Annotated in this window: 14 protein-coding genes; 7 read left to right on the forward strand and 7 right to left on the reverse strand. The window is 75.1% G+C overall.

Going from position 1 to position 17,495, the window contains the following annotated elements:
• Positions 1 to 23: 23 nt before the first annotated feature.
• Entirely contained in the window at positions 24 to 1,205 is a 1,182-nt protein-coding gene (locus tag ABD353_RS20190; RefSeq protein WP_344625050.1) for a glycosyltransferase, read from the forward strand.
• 158 nt (positions 1,206 to 1,363) lie between these two features.
• On the opposite strand, the gene ABD353_RS20195 is transcribed toward ABD353_RS20190, so the two are convergent.
• The 7 genes from ABD353_RS20195 to ABD353_RS20225 form a co-directional block, all read right to left on the reverse strand.
• Positions 1,364 to 1,939, reverse strand: a complete 576-nt coding sequence (locus tag ABD353_RS20195; RefSeq protein ID WP_344625051.1) for a flavodoxin family protein — start codon at positions 1,937 to 1,939, stop codon at positions 1,364 to 1,366.
• 176 nt (positions 1,940 to 2,115) lie between these two features.
• A complete protein-coding gene (locus ABD353_RS20200; RefSeq protein ID WP_344625052.1) occupies positions 2,116 to 3,315 on the reverse strand; it encodes a glycosyltransferase family 4 protein in 1,200 nt (399 codons plus the stop codon).
• 5 nt (positions 3,316 to 3,320) lie between these two features.
• The gene (locus ABD353_RS20205; RefSeq protein ID WP_344625053.1) at positions 3,321 to 4,514 is read right to left on the reverse strand and encodes an ABC transporter ATP-binding protein; all 1,194 of its coding nucleotides are present in this window, start codon (positions 4,512 to 4,514) and stop codon (positions 3,321 to 3,323) included.
• Positions 4,504 to 5,400, reverse strand: a complete 897-nt coding sequence (locus tag ABD353_RS20210) for an ABC transporter permease (RefSeq protein ID WP_344625054.1) — start codon at positions 5,398 to 5,400, stop codon at positions 4,504 to 4,506. The genes ABD353_RS20205 and ABD353_RS20210 overlap by 11 nt, the downstream gene beginning before the upstream one ends.
• Positions 5,401 to 5,574: 174 nt before the next feature.
• Positions 5,575 to 6,246 (reverse strand): thiol:disulfide interchange protein DsbA/DsbL, encoded by a 672-nt coding sequence (locus ABD353_RS20215; protein WP_344625055.1) that lies wholly within the window; start codon positions 6,244 to 6,246, stop codon positions 5,575 to 5,577.
• A 118-nt stretch (positions 6,247 to 6,364) separates the two neighbouring features.
• Positions 6,365 to 7,273: a slipin family protein gene (locus ABD353_RS20220; protein WP_344625056.1), complete on the reverse strand. Its 909-nt coding sequence runs from the start codon at positions 7,271 to 7,273 to the stop codon at positions 6,365 to 6,367.
• Positions 7,274 to 7,454: 181 nt separating this feature from the next.
• Positions 7,455 to 8,585 carry a glycosyltransferase family 4 protein gene (locus ABD353_RS20225; RefSeq protein WP_344625057.1) on the reverse strand — a complete coding sequence of 377 codons (1,131 nt, stop codon included), beginning with the start codon at positions 8,583 to 8,585 and terminating at the stop codon, positions 7,455 to 7,457.
• A gap of 372 nt (positions 8,586 to 8,957) precedes the next feature.
• On the opposite strand from ABD353_RS20225, the gene ABD353_RS20230 reads away from it, so the two are divergent.
• From ABD353_RS20230 to ABD353_RS20255, 6 genes are all read left to right on the forward strand, one after another.
• Positions 8,958 to 10,094: a glycosyltransferase family 4 protein gene (locus ABD353_RS20230; protein ID WP_344625058.1), complete on the forward strand. Its 1,137-nt coding sequence runs from the start codon at positions 8,958 to 8,960 to the stop codon at positions 10,092 to 10,094.
• Between the two features lie 515 nt (positions 10,095 to 10,609).
• On the forward strand, positions 10,610 to 12,418 hold the full coding sequence (locus tag ABD353_RS20235) for a nucleotide-binding protein (protein WP_344625059.1): 1,809 nt from the start codon (positions 10,610 to 10,612) through the stop codon (positions 12,416 to 12,418).
• A complete protein-coding gene (locus ABD353_RS20240; protein ID WP_344625060.1) occupies positions 12,415 to 13,509 on the forward strand; it encodes a glycosyltransferase in 1,095 nt (364 codons plus the stop codon). The genes ABD353_RS20235 and ABD353_RS20240 overlap by 4 nt, the downstream gene beginning before the upstream one ends.
• Before the next feature lie 61 nt (positions 13,510 to 13,570).
• Positions 13,571 to 14,614: a GNAT family N-acetyltransferase gene (locus tag ABD353_RS20245; RefSeq protein ID WP_344625061.1), complete on the forward strand. Its 1,044-nt coding sequence runs from the start codon at positions 13,571 to 13,573 to the stop codon at positions 14,612 to 14,614.
• Positions 14,614 to 16,188 carry a hypothetical protein gene (locus ABD353_RS20250; protein ID WP_344625062.1) on the forward strand — a complete coding sequence of 525 codons (1,575 nt, stop codon included), beginning with the start codon at positions 14,614 to 14,616 and terminating at the stop codon, positions 16,186 to 16,188. Before ABD353_RS20245 ends, ABD353_RS20250 begins: the two co-directional genes overlap by 1 nt.
• Entirely contained in the window at positions 16,185 to 17,384 is a 1,200-nt protein-coding gene (locus tag ABD353_RS20255; RefSeq protein WP_344625063.1) for a DegT/DnrJ/EryC1/StrS family aminotransferase, read from the forward strand. Before ABD353_RS20250 ends, ABD353_RS20255 begins: the two co-directional genes overlap by 4 nt.
• Positions 17,385 to 17,495: the final 111 nt, after the last annotated feature.

Below are 17,495 nucleotides of genomic sequence, written 5' to 3' on the forward strand. Positions count from 1 at the left end.
ACCCCGTGCGGCAGACTGCCGGAGTGACCGTGCTGCTGTGGGTGTCCGCGCTGTCCCTGGCGATCTGGCTGTGGCTCGCCTGCTGCCACGGCATGTTCTGGCGCACCGACCAGCGGCTGCCGCCCCGGTCCGCACCCCGCCGCTGGCCGTCGGTGGCCGTGGTCGTCCCCGCCCGGGACGAGGCCGCCGTACTGCCGGACTCGCTGCCCGGCCTGCTCGCCCAGAAGTACCCCGGCGCCGCCCGGGTGATCCTGGTCGACGACCACAGTTCGGACGGCACCGGGGCGCTCGCCGCCCGCCTCGGCGAGGGCGGCGGACTGCCGCTGGAGGTGACCGTCCCTCCCCCGCTGCCGACCGGCTGGACGGGCAAGCTGTGGGCCCTGCGGCACGGCGTCGAACTCGCCGGCGACACCGACTACCTGCTGCTCACCGACGCCGACATCGCCCACGGCCCGACCCTGCTCGCCGACCTCGTCGCCGCCGCCGGGGCGAACGGCCTCGACCTGGTGTCGCAGATGGCCCGGCTGCGGGTCGAGACCCGCTGGGAGCGGCTGATCGTGCCCGCGTTCGTGTACTTCTTCGCCCAGCTGTACCCGTTCCGGTGGAGCAACCGGCCCGGCTCCCGGACCGCGGCCGCGGCCGGCGGCTGCACGCTCGTCCGGCGGGAGGCACTGGAACGGGCGGGCGGAGTGGCGGCGATCCGCGGGGCCGTCATCGACGACGTCAACCTCGCCCGCGCCGTCAAGCGGACCGGCGGCCGGACCTGGCTCGGGCTGGCCGAGCAGGTCGACAGCGTGCGGCCCTACCCGCGGCTGGCGGAACTGTGGCGGATGGTGTCCCGCAGTGCCTACGCCCAGCTGCGGCACTCGCCGCTGCTGCTCGCCGGGACGGTCCTCGGTCTGGCCCTGGTCTACCTGGTGCCGGTCGCCGCGGTGGTCGCCGGGGCGGCGGCGGGATCCGCGGCGGTCGCGGCGCTCGGCGGGGCCGCCTGGGCGGTGATGACGGGGACCTTCGTCCCGATGGAGCGGTACTACGGGCGGCCGTGGGGGGAGGCGCTGCTGCTGCCGTTCACCGCGGGCCTCTACCTGCTGATGACGGTGGACTCGGCGGTCCAGCACTGGCGCGGCCGAGGCGCGGCCTGGAAGGGGCGCACCTACGACAGTCAGGGCGGCGACGGACAGGGGCGCGGGGAACTGCGCAATTGAGGAGCGGCGCACCCGTCAGGTACGGCGAACCCGAAAGAGGGGCGCGTGGGGGCACCTCCCGGCCGAAGGCCGGGGGAGAGCTGCGCGCAGGGGAAAGACACTGACCAGGTGCCTTTCCACTGCGCGCAGTTCCCCGCGCCCCTGGGGTCACCCAGGCGTCAGGCGCCGATGCGCTGGGCCTGCTCGGCGACGCGGCGGCCGAGGTGCTCGGCGGTGGCCAGGTCGGACTTGTGCATGGCGTCGGCGCCCTGGTCCCCGTTGGACTGGGCGGCGGCGCCCAGCCAGACGCCGAGGCGGTTCAGGTCGAACTCGGAGGCGGTCGACTTGTTCCAGCCGGGCAGCAGGCCGAGGCTGACCCACATCATGCTGTGCTGGGCGGCGAAGACGGAGAGCGACTGCAGGGCGTGCAGCTTGTCGCCGCTCTTGGCACCGGAGTTGACGAAGCCGGCGGCCAGCTTGTCCTTCCACTGCTGCTGCATCCAGCGGCCGCTGGTCTTCTCGACGAAGGTGCGGAAGGCGGCGGAGACGTCGCCGAGGTAGGTCGGCGAGCCGAAGATGATGGCGTCGGCGGCGTCGAGCTGCGCCCACTGCTCGTCGGTGATCTGGTCGACGGCGATCAGGTGGACGGTGGTGCCGGCGACCTCCTCCGCGCCCTGGCGGACGAACTCGGCCTGCCGGGCGGTGTGGCCGTAGCCGCTGTGGTAGGCGATGGCGACGCTGATCTCGCGTGACATGCTGTCAGATCCCTTGGATAGAAGGAGGGCAGAGCGGTCGCCGCGCGCTGCGCCCGCGAACGACCCGACGCCGTAAGGCTGCCAGCTGCGGCAACGCCGTCACAACGCCGGATCGACGGGTTCGATCACAGGGAATGACCGGCCGGGTGCTCACCGTTCCCGGCAGGCCCGGTGGCTCACCGCCCGAGCAGGCGGAGCGCGGTGGGCTTGGCGAACTCGTACCTGGCCATCTGTTCGAGGTCGCGGAGCCAGCGGGCGGGGCCCGGCGGGGCGGCCAGCACTTCGAGGTAGAGCTGCTCGAAGGCGGAGGAGACGCTCTCCAGCGAGAAGCGGCCGACCACCCAGTCCCGTCCCCAGCGGCCGAGTTCGGTGCGGCGGCCGGGGTCGTCGAGGAGGCCGCGGAGCTGGTCGGCGAGCGGGCCGGGGTCGCGGCTGCCGTCGCCCCAGCCGTACATGCAGCGGGAGGCGTGCGGTTCGACGAGCGGGCCGGGTTCGTGGACGGCGGTGTAGCCGGCTGCGCCGTGCACGACGACCGGTTTGGCGAAGGCGAGTCCGCGCAGGGCGGAGCCGCCCATGCCGAGGACGATGTCGGCGGCGGCGTAGGCGGGCCGCGGGTCGGCCAACTGGCCCGGGACGAGGACGGCTTCGCGGCCGAGGGCGGCGTTGGCCTCGGCGGCGCGGGCGCGCAGCCGGTCCAGGCTGGGGCCTGCGCCGACGATCGCGAGGCGGACCCGGGGGTCTTCGAGGGCGCGGACGGCGGCGACGGTGAGTTCGGCGCCGGCGTCCTTCTCCAGGTCGGGTACCAGGCGGGTGACGATGGCGAGCAGCAACTCCTCCTCGTCGATGCCGTGTTCGCGGCGCCAGGCGGCGCCGTCGGCCTGGCCGGGGGCGTCGGTGGCCGTGTTGACGGGCGGTTCGACGAGTCGGACGTCGCGGTGGCCGAAGGCCCGGCCGTCGCCCATGAGGGCGCCGAGGCCGAGGACGAGCGGCTGGTGCCGGGGCATGCCGCGCAGCATCCGGATGCCGTAGAAGGTGGTGACGACGGGGATCCGGCCGAGCCTGCCGGGCCCGAAGAAGCCGTTGCGGGCGGCGCGGACCTCCCAGGCGTGGATCAGTTCGCTGCCGTGCTCGTCCGCCAGCTCCTGCATCCTGCGGCGGACTTCGGCGTGCGGGGTGTCCGGGCCGCCGGCGACCACGACGTCGAGGCCGTGCCCGGCGGCGACGCCGACGAGGGGGGCGTCGCCGGCCACGCCCTGGGCGAAGAGCACCGGGTGGTGGCCGCGGTCGCGCAGGGTGCGGGCGATGTCGACGGCGTTCAGCTGTGCCCCGCCGAGGGTCAGGTTGTTCAGGTGCACCAGCACTCTGACGGGTCTCACCGCGGTCACTCCTCCCAGTGGTGCGGGACGAAGACCGGCGCGGCCAGCACCACGGCCCGCGGCGGGGTGTCCAGCACGGGACCGAACACGTCGAACTGTCCGACGGAGTGCCAGCTCATCAGGGTGCCGCCGTCGGTCTTGCCGATGGAGTAGACGCCCGCCCAGAGGGTGTAGCGGCCGCGGGGCAGCGGGAGGCGGGGTATCACGCAGGCGACGTGGTGGTCGTCGCCGGTGAGCCGGATCTCGTGGCTGATCTGGAAGATCGGGCTGGAGGTGCCCTCGCTGACGCCGAGGTGCAGGGTGGCGTCGCCGCGGTAGTCGCCGCCGAGGGTGAGTTCGACGGTCATCGGCTCGTCGGTGGTGAGGTTCTCCCGGTCCTCGCCGGCGAGTTCGTACTTGAGCAGCTGGAGCGGCTCGCCGGAGCGGGCGGAGGCCTCGGACTGGGCCTCGATGGAGTCCCGGTAGCCGGCCAGCGCGTCCTTGATCCCGGCGTCGACCCGGACGGTGCCCTGCTCCAGCCAGACGCCGCGGCGGCAGATGGACTGGACGGCGGGCAGGTCGTGGGAGACGAAGACGATGGTGGTGCCCTGTTCGGCGACCTCGCGCATCCGGTCGAGGCAGCGCTGCTGGAAGACGGCGTCGCCGACGGCGAGCACCTCGTCGACGAGCAGGACGTGCGGCTCCAGGTAGGCGGCGACGGCGAAGCCGAGGCGCATCTGCATGCCGGAGGAGTAGAACTTGACCTGCCGGTCGATGGCGCCGCCGAGCCGCGCGAACTCGACGATGTCGTCGAAGCGGGAGGCGACCTCGCGGCGCTTGAGGCCGAGCAGCGCGCCGAACAGGTAGACGTTCTCCCGGCCGGTGAGGTCGGGGTGGATGCCGGCCCGGATCTCGATCAGGGCGCCGATCCGTCCGCGGACGTCGATGATGCCGCCGTACGGGTACATCACCCGGGTCAGCATCTTGAGCAGGGTGGACTTGCCGGAGCCGTTGGAGCCGATCAGGCCGACGGACTCGCCGGGTTCGATGTGCAGGTTGATGTCGCGCAGGGCCCAGCGCCAGTCCTCGCCGCGCCCGCCGCGCAGCCGGCGGGCCATCGACTCGACCTTGTCGCGCAGCAGCATCCGCTGCTGGTCGGCCTTGAACCGCTTCCAGACGTGCTCGGTGCGGATGGTGCCCAGCTCGTACTCACGCGACATCGGCGATCCCCGTTTCCAGCTTCTTGAAGAACAGGTAGCCGCCGACCAGGAAGACCAGCGAGGAGACCGCGGCGATGACGGTGAGCCGGGCGTCGGGGGCCTGGCCGTACAGCAGGGCGCGGCGGTAGCCCTCGATGACGGCGCCGAGCGGGTTGACGCCGCAGTAGACCTCCTGCAGCCGGACGGGGATCCGGGCCAGCGGGTACGCGACCGGGGTCGCGAAGACGCCCATCTGCGTGATGATCGGCAGCAGGTGGCGGACGTCGCGCAGGTAGACGACGGCGACGGAGAGGATCAGGGCGACGCCGTAGGTGAAGGCGAACTGGATCGCGAGCAGCGGCAGCACCCACAGGGCGGTCGCGGCGGGGGCCGTCCAGGTGGCCAGGAAGAGCACGGCGAGCACGCCGACGCCGATGAGCATGTCGACGGAGGCGACCAGCATGGTGGCCAGCGGGAAGACCTCGCGCGGGCAGTACACCTTGTTGAGCAGGCTCAGGTTGTTGGCGAGGCTGAGCGCGCCCTGGTTCATGGTGTTGCTGAAGAACTGCCAGACGATCAGGCCGACGTAGGCGAACAGCGGGTAGGACACCCCACCGGTGTCGATCTTGACGGCGCGGTGGAAGACCAGGGTGAAGATGGCGCACAGCGCGAGCGGGGTGAGCACCGCCCAGGCGAAGCCGAGCACGGCCTGCTTGTAGCGGGCGCGCAGGTCGCGCTCGGCGAGGGCGCGGACGAGCTCGCGGGCGGCCCAGAGTTCGCGGGCGGTCCGCGCCGGGCGCAGCCGCCGTTTGAAGAGCAGCTCCGGCGGCGGTCCTTCGGACACGGCGGCCCGGGCCGCCGTCTCCGTGCCGCGCCCGTCGACGACCTGCGCGCTGTGTCCCCCCACGGGCCCCCGCCCTCTCGCATGTGGCTGCCGGTGGGCCGCAGCTCAGGCGGTGCGACCCGGGCGTCCCACTCTGGCACAAGGTGTGCGCGCCAGGGGCTGGTTCGGTGAAGGTGGATCGGGTAGGGGCGGGCCGGATCCCGGGCCGTCGGCGGGCGGCTGCGCGGCCCGTCCGGGTCAGCGGTGTTCGACGAGGGTGTCCATGGCGTCCGGCATCCGTTCGACGCCGCCGGCGCCGGTGGGAGAGGTGCGGCCGGAGCCGACCAGGACGGTGGGGATCTCGGTGATGCGGTTGCGGGCCATCTGCCCGGGGGCGTCGGCGACCAGCCGGTCGACCTCCGGGGAGCGCCAGGCGGCGTGGAAGGCCGCGGAGTCCAGGCCCTGGGCGAGCGCCCAGGCGGCGGCGCCGGACTCGGTGGTGAGGTCCTCGTGGCGCTCGCGGACGGCCCGGAAGACCTCGGCCTGCAGCCGGTCGACGGCGCCGAGCCGCTCCAGCGTGTAGTAGAGCCGGGCGTGGCCGAGTTGGCGCTGCTCGTCGGGGCCGCCCTGCCAGACGGCGGGCACCCGGCGCAGCACGACGTCGTCGCGGTGCCGGGCCGCCCAGCGCTCCAGCGGCTGCTCGAACTGGGCGCAGTGCTTGCAGCCGTACCAGAAGAACTCGACGGCCTCCTGCCGCTCGGCGGCGGCGCGCTGCGGGTGGCCGGGGTGCGGCGCGTGGGCGGGGAGCAGTGCGTGGGCGCCCTCGCGCGGGGTGTCGGGGGCGGCGGCCGCGGCGGTGGCACCGGGGGCCATCGCGGCGGTGGCGGCGGTCGCGGCGAGCAGGGCGGTGGCGGTGCGCAGCAGCTTCACGGCGCCAGCCTGGCAGTGACGGTGCGTCAGTCTCCAGCCGAGGCCGGGCCGGTGGGGGCGGATTCGCCCGATCGGCCGAGCAGTCGGCCGATCGGGCGGTCCGGGCTCACCGGCGGGGTCAGGCCTCGGGGGTGTGCTCGGTCTTCGTCAGGGCGGTGTGGTCGGGCGCCTCGGCGGGCCGCGGCAGCGCCGGCGTCCCGGCCTGCTCCGCCGCGGGCACCTCGGCGGCGGGCACCTCCGCGGCGGGCGCCGGAGCGGCCGTCGGGGCGGCCCCGGAGGCGGCCTTGGCGCCGGCGTCGAAGAAGCGCAGCAGCTCGACCGGGAACGGCAGCACCAGGGTGGAGTTCTTCTCGGCGGCGACCTCGACGACGGTCTGCAGCAGGCGCAGCTGCAGGGCGGCCGGGGTGGCGTCCATGACGGTGGCGGCCTCGGCGAGCTTGGCGGCGGCCTGGAACTCGCCGTCGGCGGTGATGATGCGGGCGCGGCGCTCGCGGTCGGCCTCGGCCTGGCGGGCCATCGAGCGCTTCATCGAGTCGGGCAGGGCGACGTCCTTGATCTCGACCCGGTCGATGTGCACGCCCCAGCCCACGGCCGGGCTCTCCAGCATGAGTTCGAGGCCGCGGTGCAGGTTCTCCCGGCCGGAGAGCAGGTCGTCGAGGTCGCTCTTGCCGATGATCGAGCGCAGCGAGGTCTGCGCGACCTGGGACATCGCGAACATGTAGTTCTGCACGTCGACGGTGGCCCGGATCGGCTCCACGACGCGGAAGTAGACCACGGCGTCGACCCGGACGGAGACGTTGTCCCGGGTGATGCCCTCCTGGGCCGGCACCGGCATGGTGATCACCTGGACGTTGACCTTGCGCATCCGGTCGACCAGCGGGATCAGCAGCGTCGGGCCGGGGCCGCGGACCTGCCCGCGGACCTGGCCGAGCCGGAAGACCACCCCGCGCTCGTACTGCTGGACGACCCGGACACCGGTCAGCATCCAGAGCAGACCGGCTCCGACGATGATCGCGAGTACTGCCATCGCGCACCTTCCCCCGTCGCGGCGCAGCCGTGCCGGGTCCGGAGTGGCCCTGTCGCTCGGTGCGAGCCGCGCAGGCCAGTATGCGCGCACCCTGCGGCGGCGCACAGGCGGGGGGCGGATTCGGCGGCGCGCCCGTTCCGGACGGTGCGCCGGAAGCTTCCGGCCGGTGCGCGGGACGCCCTCAGACGGTGCGTCGGGAGCCGCGGTGGGCGGTCTCGGCGAGCAAGCCCTGCCAGGCGTCGGCGACCACGGCGAGGTCGAAGCGGTCGAGCGCGTGCCGGCGGGCGGCGGCGCCGAGCGCGCCGTGCGCATCCGCGAGCAGCTTCTCGACGGCGCCGGCCAGGGCGGCCGCGTCACCCGGCGGGACGAGCCTGCCGGTGACGCCGTCCCGGACGACGTCACGGACCCAGCCGACGTCGGTGGCGACGGCGGGCAGCCCCGCGAGCGCGGCCTCCACCAGCACCCCGGGCACGCCCTCGCTGTCACTCGTGAGCACCAGGGCGTCGGCGGCCCGGTAGAGCGGGGCGGGATCGGTGAGCGCGCCCAGGAAGTGCGCCCGGCCGGTGGTGTCGCGGGCGGCCGCCTCGGCGCGCAGCGGGCCGTCGCCCGCCACCGCGAGGTGGACGCCGGGCAGCAGGGCGAGGGCGTCCAGCGCGAGGTCGGGGCGCTTCTCGCGGGCGAGCGCGCCGACCCAGGCGAGCAGCGGGCCCTCGGCGGGCAGGCCGAGGGCGGCGCGGGCGGTCTGCCGGTCGGCCTCGTCCGCCGCGGGCGGGTAGCGGTCGGCGGTACGGCCGTTGGGAATGGTGCGGACGCTGCGGGCGGGCAGCCGGTAGTGGTCGAGCAGGACCTCGCGGGCCCCGTCGGAGATCGCGGCCACGGCGGCGGCACGGCGCAGCAGCAGGCCGGTGCGGAGCCGGCGGACCGGGGAGGCCGCCCAGTGCCGCGGGTCTCCGATGTTGACGTAGACGAACGGGGTGCGGCTGCCGAACAGCGCCGCGGCGCAGGCCGGCAGGGTGGAGGAGCCGTGGGCGACGACCACGTCGGCGCGGCGGGCGGCGGCGCGCAGCGCCCGCAGGGTGGCCGGGTGGTAGCGGCCCGGACCGAGCGGCTCGGCGTCCCCGCCGGCGGGGGCTCCGGGGGCATCGGGGGCGTCCGGGGCGTCGGCGTGCGGTTGGAGCGAGTGCAGCTCGGAGCGGTGGCCGCGGCGGAGCAGTTCGGCGTGCAGGTCGCGGGCGAGGTTCTGGGCGCCGCGCCGCCGCGGGTCGGTGACCAGGTGCAGGACGGCGGGACGCGCGGACTCGGCGGCTGGCATCCCCCGACCCTGGCACAGCCAGCCCACCGCCCGCAGGCGTTCGGGGAGGTGCACCTCAGGGGCGGCACCCCAGGGACGCGTGGGGGCACCTCCCGGCCGAAGGCCGGGGGAGAACTGCGCAGTTCGGATGTGGCCCGCCGTACGAATCGGGGCCGGCCCCTTCTGTTGTCGTAACCACCCTCGGACTGCGCAGTTCCCCGCGCCCCTGAGGTGCTGCCCGCTCCCGCCCGGGGCGTGCGGTGCGGCGTCGTGGCGGTTTTCCTGGCGGAGGCGGGCCGGGGCTGGGATGCTGAGCGCCTGTCAGGCGCGGGACGGACGGGAGACCTGCCGCGCCGGTGTTCCCGGGGGGTCGCTGCTGTGCATGTGCTCTATGTGATCGACAGCCTGCACCGGATCGGCGGTGCCGAGCAGGGCCTGGCCGCGATGGCCCCGCACCTGGTGCGTTCGGGCGTGCGCCTGGACGTCGCGTACCTCAAGGAGTCGCCGGGAGGCTTCCAGCCGGAGCTGGTGGCGGCGGGTGCGCGGGTGTTCGGGGTGCACGGGTCGGGTCGGGCAGGGCGGGCGGCGGCGCTGCGTCGGCTGGTCCGCGAGCACCGGCCGGACCTGGTGCACACCACGCTGTACGAGGCGGACGTGCTGGGCCGGGCGGCGGCGCTGGCCGCGGGCACCCCGGTGGTGTCGAGCCTGGTCAACTCCTCGTACGGGCCGGAGCACCTGCACGCGCGCGGGTTGTCGCCGTGGAAGGTGCGGGCGGCGCAGGCCGCGGACGCGGCGACCGCGCAGGGCACCCGGCGTTTCCACGCCCTGACCCGGCACGTCGCCTCGTCGATGGCGCGGCGGCTGCGGGTCTCGCCGGACCGGATCGACGTGGTGCCGCGCGGCCGCGACCCGGAGCTGCTCGGGTCGGTGACACCGGAGCGGCGGGCGGCGGTACGGGCCGCGCTCGGGCTGGCGCAGGACACCCCGGTGGTGCTGGCGGCCGCCCGGCAGCAGTACCAGAAGGGGCTGGACGTGCTGGTGGAGGCGTTCGCGGGGGTGCGCCGGCAGGTGCCGGAGGCGGTGCTGCTGCTGGCGGGCAGCCCGGGCGCGGAGACCGCCCGGTTGGAGGCGTTGGCGGGGCGGGCCGGGCAGGTGCGTTTCCTGGGCCCGCGCGGCGACGTGTACGACCTGATGGCGGCCTCGGACGCGTTCGCCGTGCCCTCCCGGTGGGAGGGGCTGGGCAGTGCGGCGATGGAGGCGATGGGGGTCGGGGTCCCGCTGGTGTGCGCGGACGTCCCGGCGCTGCGGGAGACCGTCGGTTCGGAGGACTACGCGCTGCTGGTGCCGCCGGAGCGGCCGGCCGAGCTGGCGGCGGCGCTGGTGTCGGCGCTGGACGATCGGGCGGCGGCGCGGGTGCGGGTGAAGGCGGCCCGGGCTCGGTTCCTCACCTCGTTCACGCTGGCGCAGGTCTGCGGGCAGATGGTCGGCTTCTACGAGCGGTCGCTGCGCCGGGTGCCGGCCGGCCGCTGAGGCCGCGCCGGGCCACACCGGGCCGCGCCGGGGCCACACCGGACCACACCGGATCCGTGCCGAAGTGCCGCCCCGCGCACCGGAGTTGACATGCCACGGAAAGCGGACAAAGCCGCCACAACCATGGCAGGGCGCGCGGGAGGGCCGAAATGTGCCCCTCCGAGAATCGCCAAAGCGCTTGCGCCCCAGGTCCGGGACGGCAAGCATCGCAGGGGGAAACGGGCTGCCGGGGGGTACGGCGATCCGCGCGAGGCATCCGGGCCGGGGCGGCCGGGTGGGTGACGCCGTCAGGGGGCCTGATGTCACAACGACTGCCACGATGCGCCGTCCTGCCGGACGGTCCGCGCCGGTCCACCGCGTTACCGGCCGCCGCCACCTGATCGCGTCCTCCCCCGGCCCGGCGCCGGGGGGCCGCCGCACCCGACCCTGCCGCACCCGGCGGCACCGGGGTCCGCCGAGGCGGGCCGGGCCGGTGTCCCGCGTACCCGCACCACGATCGCGAGGGGAACCAACCGGTGGAACCGGCAAACCACTTCACCGTCCTGCGGCGTTACTGGCGGCTGCTCGTCGGCTGCACCCTCGCCGCGCTGATCATCGGCTTCCTGCTGACGCCGACGGGCGACGCCGTGGACGACGGCAAGTGGCAGTGCAAGGTGGCGATCACCCCGGTGGCCGGTGCCGGCGAGTCCGTCCGGGCCGATCAGGTGCTGAGCTACGCGCAGGGCTCGGACGTGACGACCACCGCGGCGAAGAAGCTCCACGTCACGGACGTGGCCGCGCTCGCCGCCCGGCGCACCGTCGCCGCGGCCTCCACCCAGATGCTGGTCTTCACCACCACCGGCCCCACCCAGCAGTCATGCACCGACCTGGCCGCGGCGCTGTCCGACGCCACCATCACGGGCTACAGCCAGGAGTCGAAGAAGAGCGCCGACGAGTCGATCAAGCGCCTCCAGGCACAGGCCGACACCCAGCAGGAGCAGGTCAACAACCTGCAGCACGCCTTCACCAAGGCGGGCTCCGCCGACCAGCCGAAGCTCCAGCCGCAGCTGACGGCCGCGCTCAACGCGCTCACCAAGACGCTCACCGACATCAGCACCCTGCAGAACTACAGCCAGACCGACGCGATCCAGCAGTGGGGCAGCATCGACGCCAAGGAGGCCGGCGGCAGCCTGCTCAGCTCGCCCAGCCGCGGCGTGCGCCTCACCCTGGCGGTCGTGCTCGGCCTCGCGCTCGGCGTCGTCGCCGCGGTGATGCTCAGCCGGATGGACACCCGGCTGCGGACCCGCAACACCACCGAGGAGGCGTTCAACCTGCCGGTGATCGGCGAGATCCCGCAGCTCTCCCGGCGGCTGCGCCGGCTGCGGGGTCCGCTGGTGGTGGCCCGCCCGTCCGACCCGGCGGCCGAGGCCTACCGCTCGCTGCGCTCGACCCTGCTGCTCACCGGTCCGGAGTCGCTGTCGGGCCGGCCCGGCACCGAGCCGGCCGCCCGGGGCCGTGGCGGTCCCGCGCCGGTGATCCTGGTGATGTCCGGGCGCAGCGGGGACGGCCGCACCACCACCGTCGCCAACCTGGCGGCCGCACTGGCCGAGACCGGCCGCGGGGTGCTGGTGCTCGACTGCGACTTCCGGCACCCGCAGACCCATCTGCACTTCGGCGTCGGCGACGGTCCGGGCATGGCCGAACTTCTCAGCGGCGAACGGCTGTCGACGCTGGACGACCTGATCCGCGAGACCGGCACCGAGGGGGTGCGGCTGATCACCGGCGGCAACACCACCGCGTACCCGGCGGCGCTGGTGCTGCGGGCCGGCGAGGTGCTGCGGCGGGCCCGCGAGCACGCCGACGTGGTCCTGATCGACACCTCGCCGCTGCTGCACGCCAACGACGCCTACGACCTCGTGCAGCACGCCGACGCGGTGCTGGTGACGGCGATGGCCGGCAACGTGACGCCGGAGCAGGCCGACCGGGTCTCCGAGCTGCTGGCCCGTACCGGTGTGCCGGTCGCCGGGGTGGCGCTGCTCGGCACGATCGGCCCCTCCGGGCGCCGGTTGAAGCGGGACGGGCTGCGCACCGGTGCGCTGCTGGTGGGCCGCACGGCCACCGCCTCCGCGCGGTCCGAGGAGGGCCGCCGCTCCCCCGCCGCGGCGCGCGAGGAGGCTGCCGGCCGGCCGGAGCCCGCCGAGCGGCCGGCACCGCCCGCGCCGGTCGCACCGGTCGCACCGGTCGCCGAGGAGCACCACCGGGCGGCGCCGAGCTGGGCACGCCGGCCCGGCGGCGAGTCGGTGGTCGAGACGACGCTGCAGCTGCGCGAAATCGAGGAGCGGTGAGCGGCCGACGGCGGGTGCTCTGGCTGGCCAAGGGCCTCGGCCGGGGCGGCGCCGAGCAGTTGCTGCTCAACTGCGCCCGGCACGCCGACACCGGGCGGTACGAGATCGAGGTGGCCTACGTGCTGCCGTACAAGGACGCCCTGGTGCCCGCGCTGGAGGCGGCCGGGGTGCGGGTGCACTGCCTGGGCGGGGCGCCGGGTGCGCTGTGGCCGGTGCGGCTGCGCCGGCTGCTCGCCGAGCGCCGCTACGACCTGGTGCACTCGCACATGCCGATCCCGGCGGTGGCGGCCCGGCTGGTGGCGGTCGGCCGGCGGGCGCCGCGGCTGGTGCACACCGAGCACAACGTCTGGGAGCGCTACCGGACGGCCACCCGCTGGGCCAACGCGCTGACGTACCGGCGCAACGACGCGGTGGTGGCGGTCTCGCACGCGGTGGCGGCGACGATCGCCCGGCGGCGTCCGGACGACGGCTGGGTCACCGTGGTGCACCACGGCCCGGACCTGGCGGGCGCCCCCGAGGGGCCGGCCGCCCGGGCCGCCGCCCGCGCCGTGCTCGGTCTGCCGGCGGACGCACCGGTGATCGGCACGGTCGGCAACCTGACCGCCAAGAAGGACCAGGCCACCCTGCTCGCCGCCTTCGAGCTGCTGCGCCGCGAGCAGCCCTCGGCGGCGCTGGTGCTGATCGGCGCCGGGCCGCTGGAGGCCGAGCTGCGTGCCCGGGCCGGCGGGGGCGTGGTGTTCGCCGGTTCCCGGCCGGACGTGCCGGCGCTGCTGCCCGCGCTGGACGTGTTCACCCTGAGCTCCCGCCAGGAGGGCCTGCCGGTGGCCCTGATGGAGGCGATGACCAGCGGCCTGCCGTCGGTGGTGACCCGGGTCGGCGGGATGCCGGAGGTGGTGGACGACGGCGTCGAGGGGCTGCTGGTGCCGCCGGGCGACCCGGTCGCGCTGGCCGGCGCGCTCGGCCGGCTGGCCGCCGACGAGGGGCTGCGCGAGCGGTTCGGGAAGGCCGCCCGGGAGCGGTCCCGGACCTTCGACACGGCCGGGGCGCAGCGCGCGATCGAGCAGGTGTACGCCCGGGTGCTGGCCCGTTGACCGATGCGGTCACCGACCGGCAGCACCCGCCGAGCGAGACGACATGGAGCCGAAGACCCAGATGACCGAGTCAAGCGCCGGGCTGACGTACCGTCCGCTCGTGGACGCCGACACGCCCGCCGTGCTGGACCTGCTGACCGCCTCGCTGGCGGGCGGGCCGACCGGCACGCGCAGTGCCGAGTTCTTCGAGTGGAAGCACCGGCGGAACCCGTTCGGTGCGAGTCCGGGCCTGGTCGCCGAGGAGGCGGGCGGGCGGCTGGCCGGGGTGCGGCTGTTCCTGCGCTGGCAGTGGCAGGCGGGCGGGCGGCCCGTGCCGGCCGTCCGGCCGGTGGACACCGCAACCCACCCGGAGTTCCAGGGCCGGGGGATCTTCCGCGATCTGACGCTGCGGCTGCTGGAGGAGGTCTCCGGCGACACCGAGCTGGTCTTCAACACGCCGAACGGCAACAGCCTGCCGGGTTACCTGAAGATGGGCTGGCGGGAGCTCGGCCGGGTGCCGATCGCCGTGCGGGTGGCCCGGCCGGCGGCGTTCGCGCGCGGTGCGCGGGCGGCGCTGGCCCGCCGCGGGGCGGGTACGGCGGGCCCGCCGGTGTGCTCGCTGCCGACCGCCGAGGACTGGTTCGCCGGCCCGCGGAAGGGTCTGGACGAGCTGCTGCGGGAGCGGGCGGCCGCGGACGTCACCGACACCCGGCTGGCCGTCCGGCGCACCGCGGACTTCCTGCGCTGGCGGTACGGCGACGCGCCCGGCCTGGACTACCGGGTGCTGACCTGCCACCGCGGCGGCGAGCTGACCGGGGTGGCGTTCGGCCGGCCGCGGCGGCGCGGGCCGCTGGCCGAGTTCACACTCGCCGACGTGATCGTCCGGCCGGGCGACCGGGGCAGCGCGGCGCGGCTGCTGAAGCAGGCCGCGAAGGCGGGCTGCGACCACGTCGCGGGCCACCTCGCGGCGGGCACCGAGGCCGCCGCGGCCGCCCGGCGCAGCGGCTACCTGACGGCTCCGCGCACCGGGATGGTGCTGGCCGCCCGGTCCCCGTCCGGTCCGCTCACGGCGGGCCGGATCCCGGCCGACTGGCGGTTCAACCTGGGCGACCTGGAGGTCTTCTGATGGCCGCTCCGGCGGTCGCGGCGAGGCCGGCGGTGACGGCGGTGGCCGCGCTGGCCCGGCGGGTGCCCTGGCCGTCGGCGGTGGCGGCCGCGCTGGTGGTCGGCTACGTGACGCTGTTCGTGCTGGCGATGGTGCACACCGGGTACGACACCTGGGGGGCGCTGCTGGTCCTGCCCGCGCTGATGGCGATCGGCACGCCGGTCCTGGCGCGGGTCGCCGCCGCCAACCCGGAGAAGGACGTCTTCCGGCTGCTGATGCTGGCGATGGCGCTCAAGCTGCTGTGCGCCTTCCCGCGGTACCTGATGGCCTTCGTGCTGTACGGCGGCGCGGCCGACGCCAAGATGTACCACCAGCGGGGCAGCGAGCTGGCGCTGTTCCTGGACACCCACAGCCCGCTCTCCGGGACGTTCCACTACGACCTGGGGATGAAGGTCGCCGGCACGGGCTTCATCATCATCGTGACCGGCGTGGTGTACGCGATCACCGGTCCGTCGCTGGTCGGCGGCTTCCTGGTGTTCTCCTGGCTGGGCTTCTGGGGTCTGCTGCTGTTCTGGCGGGCGCTGCAGATCGCCTTCCCCGAGGCGGACTCCCGGCGGTACGCGAAGTTGGTGTTCTTCCTGCCGTCGCTGCTGTTCTGGCCGTCCAGCATCGGCAAGGACGCCTGGATGATGTTCTGCCTGGGCCTGACCACCTACGGCGTGGCGCGGCTGCTGGACCGCCGGTTCGGCGCGTTCCTCTGCATCGCGCTGGGCTCGCTGGGCACCGGCATGGTCCGTCCGCACGTCACCGTGCTGGCCGGCGCGGGCCTGACGGTGGCGTACGTGCTGCGCCGGCGGCCGCAGCAGGTGAGCGCGCTGGGGCCGCTGCGCACGGTGCTCACCGTGGTGGTGCTGGGCGTGATGGTGATGCTGATGCTGCAGCAGGTGTCGACGTTCTTCGGGACGAGCGGCACCGGCGGCGACAGCGTCAACCAGGTGCTGTCGGAGACCTCGCGGCGCACCTCGCAGGGCGGGTCGGTGATCAACCAGGCGGCGGACGACGAGTCGCCGCAGTTCAGCCTGAATCCGGCGGGGCTGCCGGTGGCGGTGGTCAGCGTGCTGTTCCGGCCCTTCCCGTTCGAGGCGTCGAACGTGCAGAACCTGGTGCAGTCGGTGGAGTGCTTCGCGCTGCTGGTGCTGTTCATCCGCAGCTGGCCGCGGCTGAGTCAGGTGCCGCGGTGGTTCCTGCGGCGCTCCTACGTCGCCTTCACGATCGTCTACACCCTGCTGTTCTGCTGGGCGTTCTCGACCATCAACAACATGGGCATCCTGTCGCGCGAACGCGTGCAGGTGCTGCCGCTGGTGCTGGTGCTGCTCGCCGTGCCGCGGCCGGACGGGGACCGCCCGCGGGTGCGGGCGCACTCCCGGCCGCCGCTGTGGCGGGTGCAGCCCGGCCAGTGGGGCGGCCGGCCCGAGCCGCCGCCCGGTGGTGCCGCACCGTCCGGGCCGGCACCGCCCGACCCCGCCGCGGCGGCACCCGCCTCCGCGCGGACACCCGGCAACCGACCGACCCAGGGGGGATCGACCCGACCATGACGACCACCGACCTCGACACGCCCGCCGCCCTCGGCGGCACCCCGGCCTTCCCCGACGGCCTGCCGCTGACCCGGGTGAAGGTCCCGCACGCCGACGAGGCGCTGACCCGGATCGCCGCCGTGCTGGAGAGCGGCCAGCTCACCAACGGGCGGACGGTCGCCGAACTGGAGGAGCGGGCCGCCGAGCTGCTGCGGGTGCCGCACGTGGTGGCGGTCTCCAACTGCACGGCCGGTCTGATGCTGGTGCTGCAGGCCGCCGGGGTGGGCGGCGGCCGGCCGGTGCTGATGCCCGGCTTCACCTTCTCGGCGACCGCGCACGCCGCGCACTGGGCGGGCGGCACCCCGCTGTTCGCGGAGGCCCGCGAACAGGACATCACCCTCGACCCGGAGGACGCCGAGGCGCGGCTGAAGGCCGCCGACCGGCCGGCCGCGCTGATGGCCACCCACGTGTACGGCACCCCCTGCCAGGTGGAACGGCTGCAGCAGGTCGCGGACGCGGCCGGGGTGCCGCTGGTCTACGACGCCGCGCACGGCTTCGGCAGCGCCCGCGGCGGGGTGCCGATCGGCGGCTTCGGGCTGGCGGAGGTGTTCTCGATGAGCCCGACGAAGGTGGCGGTGGCCGGTGAGGGCGGCCTGGTCGCCACCCGGGACGCCTCGCTCGCGGCGACCCTGCGCACCGCCCGCGACTACGGCAACCCGGGCGACTACGACACGCTCTTCCCCGGGCTGAACGCCCGGATGAGCGAGCTGCACGCGGCGGTCGGCCTGGCCTCGCTGACCGGCCTGCCCGAGCGGGTGGCGCACCGCGGGGCGCTGGTGGAGGTGTTCGCGGCCGCGGTGGCGGGGCTGCCGGGGCTGCGGCTCGCCCTGCCGGAGCCGGGCGACACCTCGACCTTCAAGGACCTGACGCTGATCGTGGACGCGGCCGCTTTCGGCCTCGGTGCCGCGGAGCTCGGCCGGGCGCTGAAGGCGGAGGGGGTGGACACCCGCCGCTACTTCTTCCCGCCGGTGCACCGCCAGCGCGCCTACGCGCACCTCGGGCGGGCGGGGGCGCTGCCGCTGACGGACCGGCTGGCCGACTCGGTGCTGACGGTGCCGCTCTGGTCGCACATGGACGCGGCGGCGGTGCGGCGGGTGGCCGGGGCGGTGGTGAAGGTGCAGGCGCACGCCGATCGGCTCCGGGCCGCCGGGATCTGACGGTCCGTGGGGTGTCGCGGGCGGGGCCTGCGGGGCCGCCCGCGGGCACGGCCCGGCCCACCCGGAGCGCAACCCGGTACGACGACTGGGCGGAACGGGTGACGCCGGTTG

Source organism: Kitasatospora arboriphila (assembly GCF_039528095.1).
GTDB lineage: Bacteria > Actinomycetota > Actinomycetes > Streptomycetales > Streptomycetaceae > Kitasatospora > Kitasatospora arboriphila.

What these genes read in the sequence shown, in the direction of transcription:
- ABD353_RS20245 (WP_344625061.1), top strand. Translation starts at nt 13,571, where the DNA reads ATGACCGAGTCAAGCGCCGGGCTGACGTACCGTCCGCTCGTGGACGCC.
- ABD353_RS20220 (WP_344625056.1), bottom strand. Translation starts at nt 7,273, where the DNA reads ATGGCAGTACTCGCGATCATCGTCGGAGCCGGTCTGCTCTGGATGCTG.
- ABD353_RS20195 (WP_344625051.1), bottom strand. Translation starts at nt 1,939, where the DNA reads ATGTCACGCGAGATCAGCGTCGCCATCGCCTACCACAGCGGCTACGGC.
- ABD353_RS20255 (WP_344625063.1), top strand. Translation starts at nt 16,185, where the DNA reads ATGACGACCACCGACCTCGACACGCCCGCCGCCCTCGGCGGCACCCCG.
- ABD353_RS20225 (WP_344625057.1), bottom strand. Translation starts at nt 8,585, where the DNA reads ATGCCAGCCGCCGAGTCCGCGCGTCCCGCCGTCCTGCACCTGGTCACC.
- ABD353_RS20250 (WP_344625062.1), top strand. Translation starts at nt 14,614, where the DNA reads ATGGCCGCTCCGGCGGTCGCGGCGAGGCCGGCGGTGACGGCGGTGGCC.
- ABD353_RS20205 (WP_344625053.1), bottom strand. Translation starts at nt 4,514, where the DNA reads ATGTCGCGTGAGTACGAGCTGGGCACCATCCGCACCGAGCACGTCTGG.